19 protein-coding genes are annotated in these 24142 nt (G+C 70.4%); 11 read left to right on the forward strand and 8 right to left on the reverse strand.

Going from position 1 to position 24142, the window contains the following annotated elements; translation table 11 throughout:
* Together ABZU32_RS35350 and ABZU32_RS35355 are read right to left on the reverse strand one after the other, a co-directional pair.
* Window positions 1-668 (reverse strand): endo-1,4-beta-xylanase (locus ABZU32_RS35350; protein ID WP_354929550.1); only part of this gene is annotated, 668 nt, incomplete at its 3' end.
* A gap of 782 nt (window positions 669-1450) precedes the next feature.
* Window positions 1451-2218 carry an IclR family transcriptional regulator gene (locus tag ABZU32_RS35355; protein ID WP_354853219.1) on the reverse strand — a complete coding sequence of 256 codons (768 nt, stop codon included), beginning with the start codon at window positions 2216-2218 and terminating at the stop codon, window positions 1451-1453.
* 254 nt (window positions 2219-2472) lie between these two features.
* Between ABZU32_RS35355 and ABZU32_RS35360 the strand changes: the two genes are divergently transcribed.
* The 5 genes from ABZU32_RS35360 to ABZU32_RS35380 all read left to right on the forward strand — a co-directional run bounded on the left by ABZU32_RS35360 (window position 2473) and on the right by ABZU32_RS35380 (window position 7848).
* Window positions 2473-3612, forward strand: coding sequence for a sugar ABC transporter substrate-binding protein (locus ABZU32_RS35360; RefSeq protein ID WP_354929553.1), 1140 nt, complete (start codon window positions 2473-2475; stop codon window positions 3610-3612).
* A gap of 64 nt (window positions 3613-3676) precedes the next feature.
* Complete coding sequence (locus ABZU32_RS35365; protein ID WP_354929556.1) at window positions 3677-4621, forward strand: sugar ABC transporter permease; 945 nt, start codon at window positions 3677-3679, stop codon at window positions 4619-4621.
* On the forward strand, window positions 4621-5451 hold the full coding sequence (locus ABZU32_RS35370; RefSeq protein ID WP_354853225.1) for a carbohydrate ABC transporter permease: 831 nt from the start codon (window positions 4621-4623) through the stop codon (window positions 5449-5451). Before ABZU32_RS35365 ends, ABZU32_RS35370 begins: the two co-directional genes overlap by 1 nt.
* A gap of 7 nt (window positions 5452-5458) precedes the next feature.
* On the forward strand, window positions 5459-6640 hold the full coding sequence (locus tag ABZU32_RS35375; RefSeq protein WP_354853227.1) for a mandelate racemase/muconate lactonizing enzyme family protein: 1182 nt from the start codon (window positions 5459-5461) through the stop codon (window positions 6638-6640).
* On the forward strand, window positions 6637-7848 hold the full coding sequence (locus ABZU32_RS35380; RefSeq protein WP_354929559.1) for a fumarylacetoacetate hydrolase family protein: 1212 nt from the start codon (window positions 6637-6639) through the stop codon (window positions 7846-7848). The genes ABZU32_RS35375 and ABZU32_RS35380 overlap by 4 nt, the downstream gene beginning before the upstream one ends.
* 326 nt (window positions 7849-8174) lie before the next feature.
* Here the strand turns inward: ABZU32_RS35380 and ABZU32_RS35385 are convergent, their stop codons facing one another.
* Window positions 8175-9557 (reverse strand): ricin-type beta-trefoil lectin domain protein, encoded by a 1383-nt coding sequence (locus ABZU32_RS35385; RefSeq protein ID WP_354929561.1) that lies wholly within the window; start codon window positions 9555-9557, stop codon window positions 8175-8177.
* Between the two features lie 691 nt (window positions 9558-10248).
* Between ABZU32_RS35385 and ABZU32_RS35390 the strand changes: the two genes are divergently transcribed.
* Entirely contained in the window at window positions 10249-10620 is a 372-nt protein-coding gene (locus tag ABZU32_RS35390) for a DUF1622 domain-containing protein (protein WP_354929563.1), read from the forward strand.
* Between the two features lie 86 nt (window positions 10621-10706).
* On the opposite strand, the gene ABZU32_RS35395 is transcribed toward ABZU32_RS35390, so the two are convergent.
* The 3 genes from ABZU32_RS35395 to ABZU32_RS35405 form a co-directional block, all read right to left on the reverse strand.
* A complete protein-coding gene (locus ABZU32_RS35395) occupies window positions 10707-12215 on the reverse strand; it encodes a S8 family serine peptidase (RefSeq protein ID WP_354929566.1) in 1509 nt (502 codons plus the stop codon).
* A gap of 215 nt (window positions 12216-12430) precedes the next feature.
* Complete coding sequence (locus tag ABZU32_RS35400) at window positions 12431-12922, reverse strand: cupin domain-containing protein (RefSeq protein WP_354929569.1); 492 nt, start codon at window positions 12920-12922, stop codon at window positions 12431-12433.
* A gap of 87 nt (window positions 12923-13009) precedes the next feature.
* Window positions 13010-15220, reverse strand: a complete 2211-nt coding sequence (locus ABZU32_RS35405; protein ID WP_354929572.1) for a BTAD domain-containing putative transcriptional regulator — start codon at window positions 15218-15220, stop codon at window positions 13010-13012.
* Window positions 15221-15739: 519 nt separating this feature from the next.
* On the opposite strand from ABZU32_RS35405, the gene ABZU32_RS35410 reads away from it, so the two are divergent.
* The 4 genes from ABZU32_RS35410 (at window position 15740) to ABZU32_RS35425 (ending at window position 21152) form a co-directional block, all read left to right on the forward strand.
* Entirely contained in the window at window positions 15740-16429 is a 690-nt protein-coding gene (locus ABZU32_RS35410) for an alpha/beta hydrolase (protein ID WP_354929575.1), read from the forward strand.
* A 187-nt stretch (window positions 16430-16616) separates the two neighbouring features.
* Entirely contained in the window at window positions 16617-18842 is a 2226-nt protein-coding gene (locus ABZU32_RS35415) for an AAA family ATPase (protein ID WP_354929578.1), read from the forward strand.
* Window positions 18788-19858, forward strand: a complete 1071-nt coding sequence (locus ABZU32_RS35420; protein ID WP_354929581.1) for a hypothetical protein — start codon at window positions 18788-18790, stop codon at window positions 19856-19858. Before ABZU32_RS35415 ends, ABZU32_RS35420 begins: the two co-directional genes overlap by 55 nt.
* 211 nt (window positions 19859-20069) lie before the next feature.
* The gene (locus ABZU32_RS35425) at window positions 20070-21152 is read left to right on the forward strand and encodes a hypothetical protein (RefSeq protein ID WP_354929583.1); all 1083 of its coding nucleotides are present in this window, start codon (window positions 20070-20072) and stop codon (window positions 21150-21152) included.
* A gap of 27 nt (window positions 21153-21179) precedes the next feature.
* Here the strand turns inward: ABZU32_RS35425 and ABZU32_RS35430 are convergent, their stop codons facing one another.
* Window positions 21180-22115: a LysR family transcriptional regulator gene (locus tag ABZU32_RS35430; protein ID WP_354929586.1), complete on the reverse strand. Its 936-nt coding sequence runs from the start codon at window positions 22113-22115 to the stop codon at window positions 21180-21182.
* Window positions 22116-22296: 181 nt separating this feature from the next.
* Between ABZU32_RS35430 and ABZU32_RS35435 the strand changes: the two genes are divergently transcribed.
* A complete protein-coding gene (locus ABZU32_RS35435) occupies window positions 22297-22968 on the forward strand; it encodes a response regulator transcription factor (RefSeq protein ID WP_354929589.1) in 672 nt (223 codons plus the stop codon).
* 62 nt (window positions 22969-23030) lie between these two features.
* Here ABZU32_RS35435 and ABZU32_RS35440 read toward each other — a convergent pair whose 3' ends face one another.
* Complete coding sequence (locus tag ABZU32_RS35440) at window positions 23031-24035, reverse strand: hypothetical protein (RefSeq protein ID WP_354929592.1); 1005 nt, start codon at window positions 24033-24035, stop codon at window positions 23031-23033.
* Window positions 24036-24142: the final 107 nt, after the last annotated feature.

Genomic DNA, 24142 nt, shown 5'->3' on the forward strand with positions numbered 1-24142 from the left:
ATGGGGACGCCGCGGGCTTTGAAGTCCTTGACCATGTTGTAGACGCCGCGGGTCTTGTTGGCGTTGGCGTCGTCGATGTTGTAGTCGTTGTAGCACAGCTTGGCGCTGGGGTCGGCGGCGCGTGCGGCGCGGAAGGCCTCCTCGATGAACCCGTTGCCGAGTTTCTGGGTCCAGACCGAGCTGCGTAGTGCGCCGACCGAGCCGCCGTCGGCGAAGGCTTCGTTGACCACGTCCCAGTAGGTGATCTGGCCCTTGTAGTGGCCCATCACGCCGTTGATGTGGTTGACCATCGCCGTGCGAAGGTCACTGGCGGAAAGGCCGGAAACCCAACCGGGCAGCTGGGCGTGCCACACCAGTGTGTGGCCGCGGATCTTCATGCCCTTGCTCTGGGCGTGGCTGACGATCTGGTCGGCGCCGGTGAAGCGGAAGGAGTTGCGCGAGGGCTCGGTGGCGTCCCACTTCATCTCGTTTTCGGGGGTGACCCCGCTGAACTCCCGATCCCAGGTCGCCACATAGGTGGAGTCGCCCAGATGACTGGCCGAGATGGCCGCGCCGAAGTACCGGCCGCTCTGCGCCGCCGCCGCGCCCAGCGTGCTGGCCGCCGCGCCCGCCGGAGTGCTCGCCGCCAACGCCGAGACCACCCCGAGCACACCGACCACACCGGCCATCGCCAATCGGCGAGTACCGCTCGTTGTGCGCCGTGGTTTCCATGCGCCCTGGGATTGAGCTGGGGAAATACCGTTCTCGCCCATATCTGAGCCTCCACTGCCGAGTTGGTTGAGGGGACGCGAGACCGGGCCGGGCACGGGCGGCGGATCGTCGCCGGACCGTGGCACACCGGCGTCACAGACGTCGCGTCACCAATTGGCGGCCCTGTCACCACCACCGACCCCGACAGGGGGAAGCCGCCTTGCGGACTCAGTGTGGAAACCTCTCTGTAACATGTCAAGACCATCGACGAATCGGTTCGATCCGGTTCGAGGGCGGCGAGGCTTCCGTGGCGACCTGACGCGGATCGGTGCCCACGTCACCAGGAAGAGTGCCGTGGCCATGCCGCACCGCCACCCGATGAAAGTTCCATCGTGCCGGGCTCCGGACGCGTGCGATCGCATGCCGGTGGCGGCGGAAAACCGGTCGTCGCCGGCGAACGCGCGGCGAGCGGCGAGTCCTGGGCTCTTGACGAAAGCGCACTTGATCGTATTGGCTCCGCTGCACCACCACCGCCACATACGCCAGGCGAAGAGGAGGAATGCCAGTACAGGATGTTAGCGCTAACACCCGTCACCTGAAGGTGACGCGCTTCCGGCGAGCCTTCGCCGTGGCACCTCCCACCCGGAGGAACCACGGCGAGGCGACGGACGATCCGCGCCGGGGGCCGTGAAGGGCATGCCCGGCAGGCGCGGAGGAGGGACACCGGCGGGGTGTTCCCGAAGGACGCGTTTCTGCTCGCCTATGGAGCGGGCGAGGGCTCGGGTGTGTACCCGAGTTCCTGGGAGATCAGTGCCGAGGTCTCCAGTAGGAGCGGAAGCTTCTCCTTCAGCTGGTCCAGGTTCGCGATCACCTCGATGGCGGTAAGGGAGACCGCCGCGATGACCTGCCCACGCGAATCCCTGATCGGTGCGGCGACGCACATGACGTAGGCGTCGTGCTCGCCGTCGTCGATGGCCCAGCCGCGCTCGGCGACGCGGGCGAGTTCGGCGTCGAGGGCTTCGCGGTCGGCGAAGGTCGTGCCGGTGTACCGCTCGAAGGTGACGTGAGAGAGCAGGCGGTCGCGTTCCGCCTGGGAGAGGTGGGCGAGGATCACCTTGCCCACGGCGCTCGCGTAGATCGAGACGGCCCGGCCGACCCGTGACGGCAGCTTCACCGCGTCGAACGCGGGGCTGTCCACCTTGTCGACGTAGACGATCTCGTCGCCGGTCAACTGCGCCAGGTGCACGGTATGACCCGTCCGCCGCTGAAGCACGCGCAGGTGCGCGGAGGCGAACTGACGGAGGTCCATCGAGCCGAGCGCGAGTTCCGACAGCTCGATGAGCCCGCTGCCGAACACGTACGTCCCCGCCCCCGTCTTACGCACGAACCGCGCGGCCTCCAGCGTCTGGAGGATCCGCAGGGCCGTGGATTTGTGGACGCCGAGCACGTCCGAGGCCTCCGACAGTGTCAGCGGATGTTCCGCCGCCAAGCGGATCAGGTTGATCGCACGCTGGATCGATTGCGCCACTTACCATCCTCCTTGCGTTGCGTAGTTTGCAATGTAGCTCATGAGATGTGCAACCGCCACTTGACTTCGTTGCACATGTCGCTACGATCGTTGCAATTCCGACCACGGTTTCGGGGAAGTATCCAGTTATTACTGTGGAGTAACAAATGAGGCTGCATCGCGTTCGCCGCGGCATTGTCGCGGCGGCCGGCGTCACATCTATGGCCGTCGCCCTCTTGACCGGCTGCGGCTCCGACGGTGGATCCGGGGGCGGCGTGGCCAAGCTGACGTTCGCCGCCTCGACCCTCGGCGATCCGGGCCGCGGACCGCTGCTCACGAAGTGGCTCCAGGAGTTCAACAAGAGCCAGAGCGAGGTGCAGGTCTCCGCCGCGGCGGTGCCGTATCCGACCTTCGGGCAGACCATCCTGACCCAGATGGGCAGTGGAAAAGGGCCCGATCTGATCCGCTTCGACATGCCGGAGTTCGAGTCGGCCTCGGACGCCGGCCTCATCGCACCGCTCAACGACCTGATCGACGTCAGCAAGTACGACCTGCTCAAGCAGCCGGACCAGTTCATGGTCCACGACGGCCAGCGTCACGGGATCATCTTCGAGGCGTCGAACTACGCGATGTTCTACAACGCCGACCTGATCCCGAAGCCCCCGACGAGCTACGAGCAGTTCGTCGACACGGCGAAGTCGCTGACCAAGGGCGACACCTACGGCCTGGCGTTCCGCCAGACCGAGGCCGAGGAAGCCGGTGTGTGGCAGGACATCTTCAACTACGTCTACGGCTTCGGCGGCGCGTGGTCGGACGGCCAGAAGCTGACGATCAACTCGCCCGCGAACCTCAAGGGCCTGCAGGCGTTCAAGGACCTGTACGACGCCAAGGTGATCCCGCGTGGCGCGGACGCGGCGACGTTCCGCCGCATGTTCGCCGAGGGCAAGGTCGGCATGGAGCTCAACAACGGCGGCTATGTGACCGCGACTCGCGGCCAGAACGCCGACCTGAACTTCAACGTCGCACCCATCCCGTTCCCCGTCCGCAAGCAGGGCGCGATCCTCGCACCCATCGTCATCAACGAGGCGAGCCCGGCGAAGGAGGCCGCGGCCACCTTCATCAAGTGGGCGCTCGAGCCGAACAACCAGGTCAAGCTGCAGGAGATCCTCGGCGCCAGCAGTGTGGCGACGGTCACCAAGCGAAGCCCTGAGCAGCTCCAGAAGACGCCGTTCCTGACCGTCTTCGACGACCTCACCGACTCGAGCCTGCCGCAGATCGTCCAGGGGTTCGAGGCGAAGACGCCGGACATCCGCAAGATCGTCGTGCAGAACGTCGTCGCGGCCCTCCAGGGCACGGTCGACCTCAAGACCGCACTGGACCGCGCCCAGCAGCAGGCGTCCCAACTGGTTGGCTGACCGGACGACGCCGCCGGCGAGACTCTCCCGCCGGCGGCGTCCTACTTTCGAAGGACCGAACTCGATGACCGTGCTGGAACAGCAGCAGATCACAGGGCCTCGATCCGGGGCCCGGCGTCGAGGCAGCCCGCTGGGGAGCAGGTGGACGCCCTACTTCTTCCTGGCCCCCGCAGCCCTCTTCATCCTGGTGTTCCAGGTCGTCCCGCTGGCGCAGGAAGTCTTTCTGAGCTTCACGCGAACCTCGCTGCTGAACCCCACACGCAGCACCTGGGTGGGACTGGACAACTTCACCCGCATCTTCGGCGACGCGGACTTCCGCCGTACCCTGCTCATCACCCTCGTCTACGTCGTCGTGTGCGTCGTCGTCGCCATCGGAACCGGGCTCGCGGTCGCCCTGCTCCTCAACAAGGGCTTCCGCGGCCGAGGGCTGGCGCGCGCACTGGTGACCATTCCGTGGGCGGCGCCCGGTATCGCCGTCGCGCTCATCGCGATATGGATGCTCAACCCGGACTACGGAATCGTGAACCGATTTCTGGACGCGGTCGGCCTCGGCGTCCCGGGCGGCGCCATCCTCGACAGTCCGCGATACGCCCTCCCGGCGGTCCTCGCGACGACCATCTGGCAACTGTTCCCCTTCACCTCGGTGGTGCTGCTGTCCGCGCTGCAGTCCGTCCCCCCGCACCTCACCGAGGCCGCGACGATGGACGGTGCGGGGAGGTGGTGGACCTTCCGCGCCGTCACCTGGCAGGCCATCAAGCCGACCGTCGGCCTGCTCGCCCTCCTCATGACCATCTGGTCGCTGCGGCGATTCGAGCTCATCTGGCTCATGACGAAGGGGGGACCGGTCGGCGCGACCAGGACGCTGGTCATCGACCTCTACTCCCAGGCCTTCGACTCCAAGCAACTCGGCTCGGCGGCGGCGATCGGCATGGTCGGCGTCGTCATCTCGCTCATCGTCATCGCCGGCAGCCGGTTCGTCGCCCGTGCCGCCGAGAGGGAGGCCCGCTGATGAGACCGCCCCACGTCGGCCTGACCCTGCGGATCATCGCCGTTCTCGTCGTGCTCGGGATCGCCGTCTTCCCGCTGTACTGGATGTTCGTCACCGCACTGTCGGGAAACTCTGAGCTCTTCGCCCACAAGGCCCGGCTCGTCCCCGACTTCTCGCAGTTCGGGGTCTTCATCGACGCGCTGGCCGAAGGCAAGGCGACGACCTGGCTGCGCAACAGCCTGGTGATCGCCGCGGGCACGACGGTCCTCTCGATCGGCCTCGGCATCCCGCTCGGCTACGCGCTCTCGCGGTTCACGTTCCGGGGCAAGGTCCTGGTGACCGTCGCGCTGCTGTTCACGCAGATGCTTCCCGAGGCCCTCATGGTCGTGCCGCTGTTCGCGCTCTTCCGGCGATTCGACCTCCTCGACTCCCTCGGCGGCCTCATCCTGGTCAACTCCGCCTTCGTCCTGCCGATCGTCGCCCTCATCCTCAAGGGTGCGATCGACGGCCTGCCTCGCGAACTGGAGGAGTCCGCGCGGGTCGACGGAGCACGACCGCTCACCGTGCTCACCCGCATCAACGTGCCGCTGATCGCTCCGTCGCTCGCCGCCACCGCGGTCATCGCGTTCTTCCACGCCTGGAACGAGTACGTGTTCGCCGTGACGTTCATCTTCACCCCCGGAATGCAGCCGGCGTCGGTCGGCATCGCGAACTTCATCGGCGAACTCGGCACCCCGATCCAGACCGTCATGGCGGTCGCCTTCATGTTCACGGCGCCCGCCGTCGTCTTCTACCTGTTCGTGCAGAAATATGTGGTGGCCGGCATGACCGCCGGCGCGGTGAAGGGCTGAGCCGGACATGAAGATCACCTCGGTCGACACCGTGGTCGTCGACTTCTACCGCACCAACCTGGTGATCGTCCGCGTCTCGACGGACGAGGGAATCGTCGGACTGGGCGAAGCGACCCTGGAGGGTAAGGAACGCGCCGTCCAAGGCGCCATCGCCGAAGTGGCCGAAGCCGTGACCGGGATGGACCCCACCCGCATATCCGGCATCCTGTACGAGCTGGCGAGGGACTGGTACTGGCGAGGCGGCCCGGTCATCATGACCGCGCTGAGCTCGCTGGAGATGGCGCTGTGGGACATCTCGGCCCGAGAGCTCGGCGTCCCGGTCTCCCGGCTGCTCGGCGGCGCCACCCGCGACCGGGTGCGCGCCTATGCCAACGGCTGGTTCTCCGGAGCCGTCACGCCCGAGGACTACGCGGCCGCCGCGAGGAGGACCGTCGACAGTGGTTTTCGCGGTCTCAAGTGGGATCCCTTCGAGAACCACGACCTCACGATCACCTCCCGGCAACTGGACCGCGTGCTCGCACAGATCGACGCCGTCCGCTCCGCGGTCGGGCGCGACGTGGAGCTGTTCATCGAGGGCCACGGCCGCTTCGACGTCAATCACGCCGTCAAGGTCGCGCGGCAGATCGCGCAGTTCGAACCGGTGTGGTTCGAGGAACCCTGCCCCCCGGACAACCTCGACGCCCTCGTCGAGGTCCGCCGGTCCTCGCCGGTGCCCATCGCCGCGGGGGAGCGATGGTTCGGACGGCAGGGGTTCGCGCCGGCGCTCGCCCGCCAGGCGGTCGACTTCGTCCAGCCCGATGTGACGCACGCCGGCGGCATCGCCGAGCTGGCCTTCATCTCGACGCTCGCCGCGACCGGCTACGTCGGTTTCGCGCCGCACAATCCCAGCGGACCGCTGAGCACCGCGGCGACGCTGCAACTCGGGGCCGCCTTGCCCAACTTCCGCTACCTGGAGATCATGGCGACCGACGTCCCATGGCGTCCGGAGATCACCAATGAGAGACTCGTACTGACGCAGGAGGGTGACATCCTCATCCCGACCGGGCCCGGTCTCGGCATCGAGCTCGATCTCGAGGCGATCGCACGGCATCCTTTCACCCCCCACCCCTTGCGGATGTTCCAAGACGCCGTCTTCGACATCCGGCCCGCGGACGAGCGGTCCTTCTTCAACCTGGGAGACGGCAAATGATCCAGTCATCGCCCGATGAGCTCGCCGCCGAGGCCGCCTGGTTCGGGACGGCCGCGGACGCGCTGCCGGACGATGCCGCGGACGGGGTCCTGATCGGCCGGATCTGGGATCCCCTCGTCGAAGGGCCCTCACCCGTGGTCGTCCGCGACGGAGAGGTCATCGACATCAGCGCGGACTTCCCGACGGTCCGCGACATCTGCGAGCTGCCGGACCCCGCCGCCGTGGTCTCCGCGCTCGATGGCCGGCATGTCGGCGGCTTCGGGGACGTGCTCGCCAACACCGGGGCCGCGGACCGGGACCGCACCCGGCCCTGGCTGCTCGCACCGGTCGACCTCCAGGCGCTCAAGGCCGCCGGGGTGACCTTCCCCGTCTCGATGATCGAGCGCGTCATCGAGGAGCGGGCCGGCGGCGACATGGCACTCGCCGCGGACATCCGCCGGCGGATGCTCGCCGGCGTCGGCGCCGACCTTCACGACCTGACGCCAGGTTCGGAGGAGGCGGCGCGGCTGAAGACCCTGCTCGTCGCCGAGGGCATCTGGAGCCAGTACCTGGAGGTCGGGATCGGCCCGGACGCCGAGATCTTCACCAAGGGGCAGGTCCTGTCCGCCATGGGAACCGCGGTGCCCGTCGGGGTGCTCGCCGCCTCGACCTGGAACAACCCCGAGCCCGAGGTGGCTCTCGTCGTCCAGTCGAGTGGCCGGATCGTGGGGGCGGCGCTCGCCAACGACGTCAACCTCCGGGATGTCGAGGGCCGATCCGCGCTCCTGCTGCCGATGGCGAAGGACAACAACGCCTCGTGCGCGCTCGGCCCCCTGATCCGGCTCTTCGACGAGCGGTTCGACCTGGAACAGGTACGCGGCCTGGTGGTGCGGCTGGACATCGAAGGCGAGGACGGCTTCCGCCTCGAGGCGGTCTCGGAGATGGCGCGGATGTCACGCGATCCGGAGGCGCTGGTGCGGCAACTGATCGGCCCGCACCATCAGTATCCCGACGGCGCGGTCCTGATGCTCGGCACGATGTTCGCGCCCATCCAGGACCGCGACCACCCGGGCGAGGGGTTCACGCACAAGACCGGCGACGTGGTGCGGATCGGTTCCCCCGCCCTCGGCACCCTGGTCAACCGCGTCCAGCACGCCGAGGACTGCGCACCGTGGGACTTCGGAGTCCGCGACCTCATGGCGAACCTCGTGAAGAGAGGACTGTTGTGAGCCCCGGTCCGACGACGTCGCACAGTTCGGCTGCTCGGCGCAGGTCCTTGGGGCGGCCTATGGCGCGGCGCGTCCGGATCAGGTCTTCTCGGCAGACGTAGTGGACTTCCAGGCCGCCCGGGGCGACCGCGTGGTCGAGGAACTCTCTGGGGCGAAGGTCGCCCCAGGGGAGCGCCGGGGTGCAGCAGTCCCCGCCGGCCGCGGGTGAGGTGAACCACGCTTTGGCGCACGCGAATATTTTCGAAGGTCTCCGGCGAAGCGGAAATGTCACGTCGGGTCCAGGCGGAGTCGTCTGGACCCGACGTTCGTCATCGGCTAGTGGGTGATTAAGCCCTGGTCCATCTCTGGGTGGCCTGGCCGTTGCAGGTGGCGATGGTCACGCCGGAGGTGTTGCCGGTGCCGGCGGCGTTGAGGCAGAGGTTGTTGGCGCCGTTGGTGATGGTGCCGCTGGAGGTGAAGGTCCACTGCTGGTTGCTGTTGGTGTGGCAGTCCCACAGCTGGACGCGGGTGCCGGAGTCGGCGTTGGTCGGGGAGTCCAGGCACTTGCCGAGGATCTCCAGCCGGCCGGAGTTGTAGGTGAAGCGCTGGTTGGCGTTGGTGTGGCAGTCGTAGACCTGGAGCTGGGTGCCGTTGGCGGTGGCGCTGTTGGGCGAGTCGACGCAGCGGCCGGCGCCCTCGTTGCGCAGACGGAAGTCCGTCGTGGGGGACGGGGTGACGGTCGGCGTCGGGGTGACGGTCGGGGTCACGGTCGGCGTGGGGGTGGGAGTGGGATTGGGGTTGGTGGTGCTGGTGAACTGGGAGATGAACTTCCACACCTCGCCCTTGGTCCAGGTCTGGGCGCCGTCCGCGGTGTAGGTCCCGTCCACCGGGGCGGGCGTGTGGCCGTTGTCGAAGGCGGCCCAGACGACCGGGTATCCGGCGCGGCATCCGGAGTAGGCGGTGATGATGTGCGACCGGCTGCCGGAACCCGGCTCGGGCGGGTTCTGCGCGGTGCAGCCGTTGTTGGCGACGAACTTGTCGCGCAGCGCCCGTCCCTGGGAGATGTTGAGCACGTTGTCGGTGATGCCGTGCAGTCCCATGTAGGCGATGGGCTGGGTGCCGCCGCTGCATCCGCTGAGCTGCGCGCCGGAGTACACCACGACCGCGCGGAAGACCGTCGCGCGGCTGCACGCGAGGGAGAAGCTCATGGCGCCGCCGTAGCTCCACCCCATGGCGAAACGCAGCGAGGTGTCGACGCACAGGTCCGACTCGACCTGCCGCATGATGTCGTCGATGAAGGTGACGTCCTCGCCGCCGTTGTTGGCCCACCCGTTGTTGAAGCCCTGCGGCGCGACGAAGATCGCGGTGTTGTTGGACAGCTGCCGCTGCCCGTAGTAGGACCAGGAGGCCCCGGCGCTTTCGCCCGAGTCGACGGCGTTCATGGTGCCGTTCAGCCAGTGGAGGCCGAAGATCAGGCGGTAGGGGGTGTTGTTGTTGTAGTTCGAAGGAATTCGCAGAATGTACTGGCGGTTCTTGCCGCTGGTCGTGATGCTCCGCGTTCCGCTGGTCAGCGTCGGGCTCTTTCCGCATCCCGCGGTGCCCGCGAGCGCGGCGGCGGCGGACGCCGAGTTTCCTGTGCTGCTGCCGCTGCTCATCGCCGCGTGCCCCGTCGCGAGGACGACGGCCGCCGCGAGCGCCACGGCCCCGAGGATTGACCTATGCTTCAACATTTGCGATTCCCTCTGGCCGTGCGGACCGGGCCGATGTCGATAACATTTCTGCGTTCCTTTCCATCAGCGGCATCGAATGCCGGGTGCTGTGAAACGGGAACCGGGATATCAGCGCCAAGGTTCGGCGGCGGGTTATCAGTGCGCCGCACACGTGCTGAAAAGGCGTGGTGCGAGGGAGCAAATACGACCTGATCACGGATGTCAAGTAGCTTGACTTCCGGTGCGGGGCGCCGGTCCCGCGGGGTGCTCCTCCACGCGTGCTGACCAGGGATTGTTCGCGCCCGCGCCTGGCGCACAGGATGAAACTTTCGTAGTGAACAGGTCGATCACGTGCCGGGTGGAGGGCGGGCGGCCTCCCGAAATGATCATGGGATGCCGTCGTCAAGTGCTATTGGGCCCCCTCCAGAAGTTTTAGCGGAATTCCGATACTTTCGGCCGTAATTGGCAACCCCAGGGCCGCGTGGGTTGAGGACCCAGGGGCTCGCGCCCCGGACCGCGGGCGGCTCTCGTGCCTCACCATCGACCACGGTCGGCCGAGCGACTCGCGGACCAACCGTTCGTCAGGGTTCGCCGCTCTGGCCGCCTCGACCGGCAGCCCGCGTGACGGTAAGCGGACCTGGGTGCTCGTAAGGGGGTATCTCCGAAGAGGTCGTCCGAGCAGGCCGGGAGTCCGGCGGAGGGGAGGGGAGCGGTGCGATTTCAGTCGCTCATCCAGACCCTCGGCGAGTTCATCGACCTGGCCGGGGTGGCCGGCATCGCCGTCGGCGCCCTGCTGACGAGCGCGCTGTTCGCCTACCGTCTGCTGCTGCGGCGCGCGCCCTTCCCGGAGGTCTACCGGCGCTATCGTCAGGGACTCGGGCGTGCGATCCTGCTCGGCCTCGAGTTCCTCGTCGCCGGGGACATCATCCGCAGCGTGGCCGTCTCACCCACCTTCACCGGCGTCGGTGTCCTGGTGCTGATCGTCTTCGTCCGGACCTTCCTCAGCATCTCCCTGGAGGTGGAACTGGAGGGCCGCCGGCCGTGGCAGCGCCGCTCGCAGGACACCGAGGCTGAGCGCCGTTGACCACCGCGCCGCCCGAGGAAGGGACACCTCTCGGGCGGCGCGGTGTCACCTCACGCTCGAAGTCGCACCATCGGCCAGGGCAGGGCCTACTTGACCGCGCGCAGCGCGTTGACGACGCCGTGGCCGTAGAAGCCGTTGACGTGCTCGTCTCCGGAGCAGGTCGCGTCCACGACTCCGTCGCCGTTGCCGTCGTAGGGGCCGCTCGGGCACCCCGGGTTGTCGGCGTGCGCTTTCAGCAGGGCCTGGAGCTGGGCGGGGGTGGCCTGCGGGTGCGCCGACTTCAGCAGCGCGGCCACGGCGGCCACGTGCGGGGACGCCATCGAGGTGCCCTGAAGGTAGCCGTACTGGCCGTTCGGCAAGGTGGACAGGATGCGGCCGTCCTTCGCCGGGGTGTCCGGGATCTGATACTTGTCGCCGCCCGGGGCCGCCACATCGACGGCCCCCAGGCCGTAGCTGGAGTAGTAGGCCTTGGCGCCCTTGACGCCCACCGCGCTGACGTTGACCACCCCCGGCAGGCGGGCCGGTACGTCCAGGCACTTGTGCGGGTCGACCGTGCGCGGCCCGGGCGTCGTGTCGCTCGGGCTTCTGTCGTCCACGATCGCGTCCGCGCCGAGGTCGGCGCCGGCGTTGCCGGCCGCGGCCACATTGAGCGTGCCCTTGCGCCGCGCGTAGAGCTGGGCCCTGTTGACCGCGTCGACGATGGCACGCTGGTCGGGGTCGTCCATGCAGTTGTACAGCCACGGGTCGACGTAGTAGCTGTTGTTGGTGATCTCGACGCCGTGGTCCCCCGCGAACACGAAGGCGCAGACCACGCTTTCCGCGAAGTACAGCTTGTTGACGTCGCCCGCGGTGATGCCCGCGACCTTGACCCCGGGAGCCACGCCCGCCACGCCTATGCCGTTGCGGGCCGCGGCTATCTCACCGGCCACATGGGTGCCGTGGTAGTGGGCGGCGTCCATCGGGCGCCAGGCGCCGTAGGTCGTGTCCGCCTTGCCGCTCACGCAGTTGGCGCTCTGCGCGGGGGAGAAGTTCGGGGCGATGTCGGGATGGGTGTCGTCGACACCCCCGTCGATCACACCGACGGTCACGTTCCTGCTTCCCGGGTCGACCTCGGCCGCCTTGTCGGCGCCGATGGCCCGCAGATCCCACTGGTCGGCCTCGAGGGGCTCCTGACCGGCCGTCGCACGGCCGGCGGCCTTCGCCGCCTGCGCCTTCGTCAGGACCTGCGCCGGGCCTTCATCGTTCGTCCCCGCCTCGCCGAGCGGCGCGGTGTGCGTCGCGCCCGCCGAGTCGACCCCCCGCACCGCGCGCATCCGCCGGCCGAAGTCCGGGTTCGACGAGCGCGCGATGATCACTCCGATCCGGTCGTAGCCCGTCACGACGGTGCCGCCGTTGGCCCCGATCGCCCGCCGTACCGATTCGATCGTGCGACCGTCGGTCCTGGTGTTGACGGCGTAGACGAAGGCGGGGGCGTCGGTGGCACGGACCGCCGTGGTCACCGCCGTAGCGGCCGTGGGGAGGAGGCCGGACGAGGCGGTGAGCGACAGCGCGACCGGCACGGCAAGCGTGAGCCGGCGTCTGAGGCGCGGGTTCATGAGATCTCCGTATCGATATGAGGGGGTGCCGAGGAGCGGATGCCCGCGGGCGGATGCGCGACGGTGACGCACGATGGGATGCGGTCCCGAGGCCGATGCGGGCATTCAGCTCGCCGACGTCGTTCGTCTCCCGGGGAAGCCCGCATGCCGGTGTTCGCGAGGGGCCCGGCGAATGGAAATGTCGATATTCGCCGGCTTTCCGTCCGACGACGGGGTCAGCGCGGCTGTCGCCACGGGCGGCCCTCGTCGCCCGGCAGGCGGGTGGTCCCGAAGCGCTCGTCGAGGGCGAGCAGTTGCCCTGGCGACGGGTCCGCTCCGAGGCGTCCCATCTCCAGGAAGAGCTCCTCGTTGCCGGAGGGGGCGCTGACGAAGAGCAGCTTGCCGCCGGTCGGCGTCACGAACGTGTGGTACGAGCCGCGGGGCACGACCACGGTGGGGCCCGGGCCGCCCTCGAACTCGGCGTCGCCGACGCGGAACGCGTACTCGCCCTCCAGCACGTAGGCCATCTTCATGAAGTCGTGGTGGGCGTGGGGCGGATTCTCCTCGATGACGTCATGGTGGAACACGAAGGCGCCCAACTCGCCTCCCACCTCGGCGCCGCGCACCAGGATCTCCGGCCGGTGTGGACCACGCAGCTCGACCAGGTTCCCCCCGCCGGGTGGCACGGCCCATCCGTCCGCGCCCCACCCGCTGTCGAACCGGCTCATAAGCTGACCTTTCTCCTCAAGACACGTAGCGGCCATTACAGCGCGGTCGACTGGAGAAAAAGTGACGAGTCTGTGCGGAGGTTCTCGTCAGGCGCGGTGGTCAGTGGTCGACCGGCTGTTCGCCGGGTTCCGCGCGGCCATCCGCAGATCTCGCTCGGCGGCGTCGAAGGCGGACTTGGCCGCGGCGCGGCGGCCGGCGAGCACCTGGGCGCGCACGGTCCGGGCGGGGTCGGCCAGCGGACCGGCCGCCCACAGGTGGTAGGCCAGGCGCTCGGCAACGGAATCGTCCCCCGGCTCGGCTCGCTCCAGCGCCTCGGCGACGTCCAGGTGCAGTTGGGCGGCACGCCGCCGCGGGATGGTCTCGGCGACCGACTGGCGGACCAGGTCGTGGGCGAAGCGGTAGGCGCAAGGGTCTTCGAGGGCCGATTCCATCAGGCCGAGCGCTTCCAGCGGTTCGAGATGGTCCAGGCAGGCCCGGACGTCGAGGCCGGCGGCGCGGGCGAGCAGGTTCAGGTGGACCTCGCGGCCGATGAGCGCGGCGATCCGGAGCAGGTCGCGGGTGTCGGCGCCGAGGCCGGTCATCCGGTCGCGCACGACGTCGTGCACGGTGGACGGCACTTCGGTCAGGGCCACCGCGTCCTCGGTGAGCGGGCCCTGGCAGGCCGGCAGCCGGGACAGTTCGCGGACGAAGAAGGGGTTGCCGGCGGTGCGGGCATGGATGCCGCGGGCGGCGCCGGGGCCGGGGAGCCGGCCGGTCTCGCCCCGGACGAGCTCGGCCACCTCCGGCGGGCTGAGCGGCCCGAGGTGGACGCGACGGTGACCGGAGACCCGGCTCGCCGCGGCGAGCATCCGCGACAGATCCGTGCCCGGCGCGGGCGCGCGGTCGCGGAGCGCACCGACGATCATGGTGCCCTCGGGCAGCTGATCCGCCAGATGGCTGAACAGGTGCAATGAGGCGTCATCGGCCCACTGCAGGTCGTCGATGACCAGCAGCGTCCGCCACAGCGCCGAAGCCTCGCGGAAGACGGCCACGACCTCTTCGAACAGGCGGAACCGGCCGCCGTCCAGCATCGCCGGCGCGACCAGGTCGTCATCGCGTCGGCGGAGGAGGCCGCCGATGACGCCGGCCTGCCATCTGTCCCGCGTCTCGGCGGGCAGTGCGTCCAGCACCGTGCCGATCGCCTTCACCCACGGCCACATCGACGGCGTGCCCGCTCCTTCGAGGCAGCGGCCCCACACGACGAACGCACCCCGCTGACCGGCCTCGGCGGCGATCTCCTCCAGCAGCCGGGTCTTTCCCACCCCCGGCTCGCCGTCGACGATGACGAAACCCCTGCCGCCGTCCAGCGCCGATCGGACCGCCTGCCGCAGCACCGCGAGCTCCTCGGCCCGTCCGACCAGGCCACCGGCAGGCCGCCTCCCCGACGGTGCGGCCGCCTGCCACGGTGCCCGCGGCCGCACGAGGGGCCGAGCGCCGGCCGCCGGCGCGGTTCCGCCGACCAGGACCCGCTGGTGCGCGGCCCGCAGAGCCGGCCCGGGATCGATGCCGAGTTCGTCGGCGAGGCAGGTCCGTGCCGTCCGGAACACATCCAGTGCCTGCGCCTGCTGCCCGGCGGCCCGCAGCGTGGAGACGAGGCGGGCATGTACCAGTTCGTGCAACGGCGCCATCGAGGCGGCCAGTCGCAACGACGGCAACACCCGCTCCGGCCGGCCCAGCGACTCCGCGAGGTCGGCGGCCGCCACGCACGCGGCGTAGAACTCATCGTGCAGGCCCGCGAAGATCGATATCGCGGCCGGCCCGTGGGTCAGGCCGTCGCCCGCGGAGCCCTGCCAGAGCCCCAGTGCCTCCACGTAGCGGTCGGGCGCCTCGGGTCTGTGCTGGGTGAGCGCTGTCTCGGCGTCCTGGACGAGCTCGCGGAAGACGGCCAGATCGAGCATGGCGTTCCCGGCCACGAACAGGTAACCGTTCCCCCGGCGTTGCAGATGGGAACCGGTCCCGCGGATCGGGACCGTGGGCTCCAGCAAGCGCCGCAGTGTGCCGATGTACTTGTGGATGAGATTGACGGCGCTGGCAGGGGCGTCTTCCCAGATCAGCTCGACCAGCCGGCTGGTACTGATCGGCCGGCCCGCACGGGCCAGCAGCAACGCCAGCAGAAGAGCCTGCTGCGGGGGACCCGCGTCCAGCTCGACGTCGCCACGCCACATCCGCAGCGGCCCCAGAAGCTGCAGGCGCAGGGAGCCACCGGAGGCCGATCCGGCCTCGCCGCCGCTGCCCGCGGCACCTACCGGCACCGCCATGACCGCCGACCTCCCTGGACGTGCTCTGAGAAAAGAGTGCGGGTCGGGTGACACGGAGCGAACAGGGGACGACAGGTCCCCGCGCGCGTCGACGTCGGTGCGCCGCTCGCCCGCATCGCCTCATCACTCGTGGCCGCAGCGTATGAGTGCCCACTGCCCTGGCACTGACCAGGCACTGACCCCCGGCGCCGCCCGGTGTCCCGGGCCACGCGCCACCGCGAGCCGGCGCTCGGACGACATACCGGGCCGCCCGGCGGAGGGAGCCGAGATCGCGTCCGCCTGGTCGTTACAGGCGCGCTCGCGCAGTATGGAGCCAGACGGGCAGAGGAGCCGCCTACGGTCACTTTTCGATCACTTCTCAGGAAGCGCGCTTCCATACGCTTCGGACACAAGCCGGTTAGGCGATGCGCCGGGAGGCACCGGACATCGGAAACCGGCGCCGGTGCGCGTGGGTGGTCGTCGATGGCCACCGCACCCGGTCGACCCATAGCACTTCGTACAGGAGGAAGAGGAAGCGTCATGAGTTCCACCGCGGTCAACGTCGTGCTCGTGCACGGCGCCTTCGTCGACGGGTCAGGATGGCAGGGCGTCTACCACCTGCTCCAGCAGGACGGCTACCGGGTCAGCGTCACCCAGAACCCCGGGCTGACGCTGGAGGGGGACGTCGAGGCGGTCCGGCAGGTGCTGGATCTTCAGGATGGTCCCACCGTGCTGGTCGGGCATTCCTACGGCGGCTCGATCATCAGTGAGGCCGGCACCCATCCGCGGGTGTCGGCGCTGGTGTACGTCGCCGCGTTCGCGCCCGACAAGGGCGAGTCGGTGCAGACGCTGCTCGCCGACTCCCCGCCCGGCACCCCGGCACCGCCGATCGTGCCCGTGGGCGAGGGGTTCCTGGTCCTGGACCGGGACGAGTTCCACGGCGCCTTCGCCGGTGACCTGCCCGCGGAGCTGGCCGCGTTCATGGCCGACTCCCAGGTGCCCTGGGGCCTCGGCGCGGCCGGTGGCATGGTCACCGAGCCGGCCTGGCGCACCAAGCCCACCTGGTACCTGCTCTCCACCGGTGACCGGACGATCCCGCCGGCCCTCCAGCGCAAGATGGCCGAGCGCGCGGGCGCCACGGTGGTGGAGGCCTCCGGCAGCCACGCCATCTACATCTCCCAGCCGCAGGCCGTCGCCGACCTGATCAGGCAGGCGGCCACCGCCGGCTGAGCGGACACCGGGCGGCGGTGACGAGACGGAGGTCCCACGGGCCGGGTGATCCGCCAGGATCGCCCGGCTTCGGGACCTCCGTCGCATCGCGCGGCATTTTGGGGTTGGATGCGACACGCTGCACAATTGGTGCCGATGGACCAGCGCCCTACGGGGCAGGTCGGGTGTCTCATGATGAGGGCGGTACATGCAAGGTCGTGCTGCCGATGGTGGCGGTGGCCAGGATCGATCGCCCGGCGGCGGCTCCTTGCTCCTGCGGATCCTCGGTCCGTTGCGGCTGTGGCGGGACGGCGCCGAACTGGACGCGGGACCGCGCCAGCGGGCCTTCCTGCTGGCCGTGCTCCTTGCCCGGGTGGGACGGCCGACCGGCACCGACGAGCTGATCGATCTCATCTGGGACGACGATCCGCCTGACGGCGCCCGCAACCTCATCCAGAAGTACGTCGGCGGGGTGCGTCGGCTGCTCGAGCCCGCGCGCTCGGCGCGGACCTCCGGCTCCTACGTGCGGCGGCGCGGCGACGCGTACCTGTTCACGGCAGGCGCAGGGGTGCTGGACCTCGTCGAGTTCCGCGACCTCGCCACGGCCGCCGGGACCGCGCTGGCGAAGGAGCGCCACGAGGATGCTCTCGACACCTATGTGAAGGCGCTGGGTCTGTGGCAGGGCCCGGCGGGCGAGGGGCTGCGCGAGGGGCCGACAGCGTCGTCGATCTTCGCCAGGCTGGACGGCGAGTTCTTCGACGCGTGCACGGCGGCGGCCGAGCTCGCGGTCTCGCTGGGCCGGCCGCAGGGGGTGCTGCCGGGCCTGTATCGGGCCGCGGCGATGGCGCCGCTGCACGAGCCGGTGCAGGCGAGCCTGATCTCCACACTGGGTGCCGCCGGCCGGCAGGCGGAGGCGTTGTCGGTGTTCGAGGCGGTCCGTACCCGCCTGGCCGCCGACCTGGGGATCAGCCCCTGCCAGGCCCTGGAGGCCGCGTACTGGCGGGTACTGGACCAGGACCTGCAGGCCGCCGGGGCGGTGACCCTCCAGCCGGCGGCCCCGCACGCGCCCGCCTCTTCGCGCGCTGCCGCGGAATCTCAGGCACCGTCCGGATCCGGTCTGGTGGGCCGGAGCGATGAACTGACGGTGCTGCGGCAGGCGATCGATCCGGCCTTCGCCGGAGGAACGGGGCTCGTCGTTCTGGTAGGCGAGCCGGGGATAGGCAAGACACACCTGTTGCGGGAGATCGCCGCCGAGGCGGTCCGGCGCGACGCCGGCGTCGTCTGGGGTCATTGCCTGCACGGCGAAGGAACGCCGTCCATGTGGCCGTGGATACAAGTGGTGGGCAGGGTCCTGGACGAGATGCCCGGCTCGGCGCGCGCGCAATGGCTCGCCGGCGAACTCGGCCACCTTCTCGGACCAGGCGGCGATGGTCCCGGCGGATCGGCGGCACCCGGCGGTACGGCCCGGTTCCGCCTGTTCGAGGCGGTCGCCGCCGCTGTCGGTCAGGTCGCGGCGCGGCGTCCACTGGTGCTGGTGATCGACGACCTCCAGTGGGCGGACGCCGCGTCATTGGACCTGTTCAGCCACCTGGCGGTCCACCTTCCGGCCGGCACCGTGATCATCGGAGCGCTCCGCGACCGCGCGCCCGTCCCCGGATCGGCGCTGACCAAGACGCTGGCCGCGGCAAGCCGGGTGCCCGGCCACCGTCGCCTCCAGGTGGCACCTCTCAGCTTGGCCGACGTCGCCGAACTCGTCCGCCGCGAGAGCGATCGGGAGCCGGACCCGGGCGTCGTCCGCGGTATCCACCTGCGTACCGCCGGCAACGCGTTCTTCGTCCGGGAACTGGCCCGGCTCCTCGCCGACGGCGACGTGCGCACCATGGCCGTGGGAGTGCCCGCCACCGTGAGGGACGTCGTCCGTGACCGGATGAGCGGACTCGACGAGCGCGCCGGAGATCTGCTTCAGATCTCCGCGCTGATCGGACGAGAGGTGGAGCTCAGCCTGCTCGCCGATGTCGCCGGCCTCGACGTCGGGGCCTGCCTCGACCACCTGGGGCCCGTCGCCGCGCTCGGCCTGCTCGAACCCACGCCCGGCGACCCGTTCTCCCTCCGCTTCTCGCACGACCTGGTCCGCGAGTCGCTCACCGAGACCATGCCTGCGGCACGAGCCATCCCGCTTCACCTGCGCGTCGCCGACGCGCTGGAGCGTACCGGCTCATCCGGCGACCATGCCGCCGAACGCGTCGCTCACCACCTGTGGTCCGCGGGCCCGCTCGCCGATCCGGCCGCACCGCGGCGGCGCTGGTACGCGCGGGCCGTCACGCGGCGGCCAAGTCCGCGCTCGAGGCCGCCGAGCGACACCTGCGATCGGCCGTCAACGTGGCCCGGACGGCGAATCTGGCGGAACTGGAGCTGTCCGCCCTGTCCCAGGTGATCGCCGTCCTGGGTATGCGTTCGATGTACGGCGCCTCGGCGCTGGATCTCCTGGAGCGAGCGGAGCATCTGGCCAGGAGCCTCGGACGGGAACTCGAAGCGACCGTCTACCTCTACTCCCGCTGGGCGGCGCACTCCAGAAGCCTCGCGGCGGACCGAAGCAGGGTACTGGCGCGCCGGTTGCTCGAACAGGGCGAGACCTCCTCCGACCCGCTCGTACGCGCCTACGGCCGGCAGACGTGGGGCCTGCAGCGGTTCAGCGACGGACACATGGACGAGGCGTTCAGCCACCTGAGCGAGGCGGGCCGGATCCTGACGACCCGCGTCGCCCGGCGCGAGGAAGATCCCGTCTGGTACGACCTGCGACTGCTGATGCTCGCGAAGCTCGCGGAGGCGACCGCGATGCACCGGGACGTCGACGCCGCGCGGTCGCTGTTCGACACACTGGAGGCCACCGGCGACGACCCGTTCACGATCACGGTGTGGGCCGCCCACGCGGCGAAAGCGGAAGCGGTGATCGGCGACCCGGTTCGAGCCCTGCGCGTGGCGGAACGGGGAATCGCCGCAGATCCCCATTTCTCCTTCGCCTACCACGGCGTCTACCTCCGGTTGGTCCGATGCTGGGCGCTGGCCCTGACCGGCGGGGATCCAGCCGGCGCCGCGGAGCGGGCACGGCGACTCATCGCCACGCACCTCGTCGACCCGACGCAATCCTGCGTCTCGGTCTTCTACGGACATCTCGGTGAGATGTGGCTGGTCGCCGGGGCGCTCGACAAGGCGGCGGCCGCCCTCGACCAGGCCGACGCCTGTCTCGACCTCTATGACCAGCGCTACGGAGAGGGCCTGCTCCTTCTGCTGCGGGCGCGGCTGCTGCACGCCAGAGGGGAGTCCGTCGCCGAGGTCAGGGCGGTCGCCGACCGGGCCCGGACGGTGTCCGCCGAACGCGGCACCCACCTGTTCGCGCGGCGCGCGGAGGAGTTCCTGGCCACCCTGGACGACCCGCCGGCCGTCCACTGACTCCGGCGTGAAAGGTTCATCCGGGGCCGGCCGGCGGCAAGGTGGGCCGGGGCGGGTGATCAAGCCGCTACCGTGGGCGATTACCCATCGTGGGTCCAAGCCGGTGCCTCCACAGCGGGGGGTGACTTCCTCGGTGTCGCGGGCCGTTGCCTTACGGCCGGTGCGGTGCGACGTTGTGCGCATGCGGCGTGGTGTATCAGAGCGGTTGGGTGTGGCAGGTGTCGTGGCCGCGCTCGCGGTCGTAGCGGGCACGGGGTGGCTGGGCGGCTTCCCCACGGCCAGGGCCACGGCCGCCGTGCCGTCCGCCGTGCCCTCCGGCGGGCCCTCCGTCAGTCCGACGCCGTTCCCCACCGGCCCGGAGCTGCTGTACGTCGCCAACACCCGCGGACCGGTGACGGCTTACCCCACCGGGAGCTCGGGCGCGGTGTCGCCGGTGCGGCAACTGGCCGACCCGGGCGACCCCAACACCTACTGGGGGCCGTGGGGAATCGCCTTCGACACCCGGGGGAACGCCTACGCGCAGAGCTTCCTGTCGGACGCGACCACCTTCGTCTACCCGCCGGGGGCCACGACGCCGGGCCGGATCTTCCGCGTCGCCGGGCCGGACTCCCGGGCGGTGGCGGTGGACGCCGCGGGGTTCGCGTACGTGGCGACCGGGCAGGCCGAGGCGATGATCGCGGTGGCCGCGCCGAATGCGAGCGGCACCCCCGCGAACCTCTACACGGTGCCCGCGGTACGCCAGATCCCGATCGACGAGTCGTTCCACCCGTGGCCGGGCGTCCTGACCACCGACACGTCCGGACATGTCATCGCCGCGGTGGTTCGCGCGAACGGCAACGCGGTGGAGTTCTTCAACGGCGGCTCGACTGGCGGCTCCACGCCGGCACGGGTCATCGCCGGCCCGCACACCGGCCTGGGGAGCTGTTCCAGCACCTGCGACCAGCTCGCCGTCTCCTACTCGCCCTTCACCGGCCGGCTCTACGTCGCCGTCAGCCAGGGCCAGCAGACCCACATCAACGTGTACGCCGGCACCGCCAGCGGGGACGCCGCCCCGGTGCGCGTGATCTCCGGCCCGGCGACCGGCCTGGCCGGGAAGGTGATCACCGGCATCGTCGGCAGCCAGGTCGACGGCACCATCTACGTGCTCACCAAAGCCGCCGCGTTCGACGGCCCCGGCAGCATCCTGGCCTTCGACCGGCTGGCCGACGGCAACACCCCGCCGCGGCGTACCTTCACCGACGGCGGCACCGGCCTGCGCGACGGAATGGGCATCGCGGTGTCCTCCGTCCGCTGACGCCGCCCTCAGGTCCGGACGCGGCGTTCACCGTGGGATGACCCAGTCCGGGGCCCAGGTGCCGGCGGCGTCGTGGCCGGCCGCCGTGGCGGCGAGGTAGGCGCGGAGCGTGGCCAGCGCGGGGTGCGGGTTGTCGCGGTGCCACAGGAGCGAATGCGGGTAGACGGGCGTCGGGCCGGTGACCGGGATGCGGCGCAGGCCGTAGTCGGCGGGCCAGACCAGGCGCGTCCGCTCGCCCATGAAGGTGGCCAGGGCCGGGGTGTCGGCGATGGTGTCCAGGAGCGCGTCGGAGCCGAAATTGGGGCCGGTCGCCTCGATTGTGAGGCCGAACCCGGCGACCAGGTCGTCGTAGTAGGCGGTCCACTCGGTTCCGGGGACCAGGCCGGGCATCCAGATGCGGTGCCCGGCGAGCTGGGCGACGGTCACCGACCGCGCGCCCGCCAGCGCGTGGGCGGGGCCGGTGAGGAGTTGGAGCCGCTCGTCCAGCACCCGGACCGACGCGAAGTCCTCGGGAAGAGGCCGGCCGGGCACGGCGACGGCGCGGAAGGACGCGTCGATCGCTCCGGACCGGATGGCCGCGACGGCCGTCTCGATCTCGAGCAGCATCACCACGTCGAGCTCGATCTCGGGGTGCGCGCGGTGGAAGCCGCGCATCAGGCCCGACGCCGCGCCGCGCGAGGCGATCACGTCGACGCGCAGGGGACGGCTGCCGGGGCGCACGGACCCGACCGCGCGCTCGGCGACGCGCAGCAGCTCGCGCGCGTGGGGCAGGAACGCCTGCCCGTCGATGGTGAGCTCGGCGCCGCGCGCGGTGCGGGTGAACAGCCGCACGCCGAGGTCGCGCTCCAGCGCGGCGATGCGCTTGGAGACGGCCTGCTGGGTGACCGCCAGCTCGGCGGCGGCCTCCTGGAACTGTCCCGCGTCCGCGGCGGCGACGAAGGTCCGGACGGTGTCGAGGTCCATCCGGGTACCCTATGGCCACAACCCGTGGTTGTGTCCAGGCGGCTCATCGGGCGCGTGAAGTCCTGATATGCCGCGTGCTCCATGCTTGCGATCGCGAATCGGTTGTGCGGGCGAAAGGCGTGGTGGAACCGCCGTGCTCGGGGGAGCCTCATCCGGCCGGTCGTGATGCGATACTGCAGGGGTGTCCGCCGACAGCGCCCGCACCGCGATCCGCGTGGTCCTCGTCGACGACGAGCCCATGGTGCTGGCACACCTGCGGACCGTGCTGAGCTCGGCCGGCGACATCGAGGTCGTCGGCGTGGCGCAGGACGGGGCCGAGGCGATCGAGGCCGCCGTGCGCTTCCGGCCCGACGTGATGCTGATGGACCTGCGGATGCCCGAGGTGGACGGGCTGACCGCCATCGAGAAGATCGCCGCGATGCCGGCCGCTCCGGCGCTGGTGGCGCTAACGACGTTCGACACCGACGCTCATGTGATGAAGGCCCTGAGCGCGGGCGCGTCGGGGTTCCTGCTGAAGACGACGCCGCCGGAGGACCTGATCGGCCTGGTCCGCGTCGCGGCCGAGGGGCACACCGTGATGTCCAAGGAGGCCACGCGCCGCGTGGTCGCCGCCTCGGCCGGCCGGCACCAGCGCGTCCAGCAGGCCAGGACCCGTTTGGACGAGCTCACCGAGCGCGAGATCGACCTGCTGGCCTGCCTCGGCGAAGGGATGTCGAACGCCGCGATCGCGGCCAGGCTCCACCTGTCCGAGGCGACGGTGAAGAGCTATGTCTCCCGCATGCTGACGAAGCTGGGCTGCGCGAACCGTACGCAGGCCGGCCTTCTGGCCCACGAGGCCGGGCTCACCGGCTGAGACCCGCCGGTCACCTGGATACGCCGGCGGTGGTGCCACCGGCACGTGCGCGACCGCCCGGCTCAGCCCGTCGCCGCCGCCGGCGGACGGCGGGCCAGCACGAGCAGGAGCCAGGCGGTGAGCAGGCCGAGGACGACCAGGCCCGCCCTGTCCAGGGCCGTGTCGGCCACGCCCACGACCCCGAAGACCGTGTGCGCTATCAGCGCGCCGCCCGCCAGGGCCAGGCACTGCCGATCGTCCCATCGCGAGGAGGCCGACCAGTGGTGGACGAGCAGTCCCGTGCCCACGGCGACGACGGCGGCGGCCGCCATCGGGAGCAGAACCCACAGGCCATGGGTGAAGGCCGGCTGTGCGGCCCCCCAGAAGGGGAACAGCAGGCCCATGAAGGCGAGGGTGGCGAGGAATCCGCCCCCCGCCAGCGCCCGGGCGGAGGGCACCCGCGCGTCGGTGCGCGGACGCGCGGCGCGCCTCGGCAGCACACCGAGGGCGATCACGGCGAGAACGGCGACGGCCACCAGGCACCCCAGCAGCACACCGGGCGGCGCCATGTACCCCGGATCCTGGTTCGGGGGCACGCTGACCCTCAGCAGGGCCACCCCGGCCAGGGCGCACAGGCCGGTGACGACCAGCCCGGTCCGGCCCAGGTAGGGCACGTGGCGGTGGCGCGGGAAGAGCAGATCGGTCAGCAGGATCGGGACGGTGACGCTGAACACCACGTGGTAGGGCAGGTTGGCCTCCAGATAGGCGCTGTTGAGGCCGAGCACCCGGGGAGCCCAGCCGGCCGCGCCGTACAGGTGGGGGCTGGACAGGGCCTGAAGGGCGATGCCGTCCTCGACCAGCTCATAGGCCACCCCGAGCAGGATGACGCTGAGCCACCCGCCGCGGAAGCGGCGTACCAGCTCGCGGATGAGCAGGACCCCAGCGCCGTAGATCGGCAGCCACAGCAACAGCAGCCATGCCATCCGCACCGGCGTGGAGCCCAGGGCGAGTTCGGCGACCAACGGCCCGAGGACCACCAGGGTGAGCGCGGCGAGCCGGTTGCGCTCGCCGCGAGGCCGGTTCTTCATGGATGTTCACTCCACATCGTGCGTCCGTGTCTCGCCGCCGGGAGGCCGCGAAGGGGATGGGCGGGCGTCGCCCCGGTCGTCCCGGCGGGTCCATCCACCGGCCCGCC

Origin of the sequence: Sphaerisporangium sp. NPDC005288, assembly GCF_040607475.1 — a bacterium.
Taxonomy (GTDB): domain Bacteria; phylum Actinomycetota; class Actinomycetes; order Streptosporangiales; family Streptosporangiaceae; genus Sphaerisporangium; species Sphaerisporangium rhizosphaerae.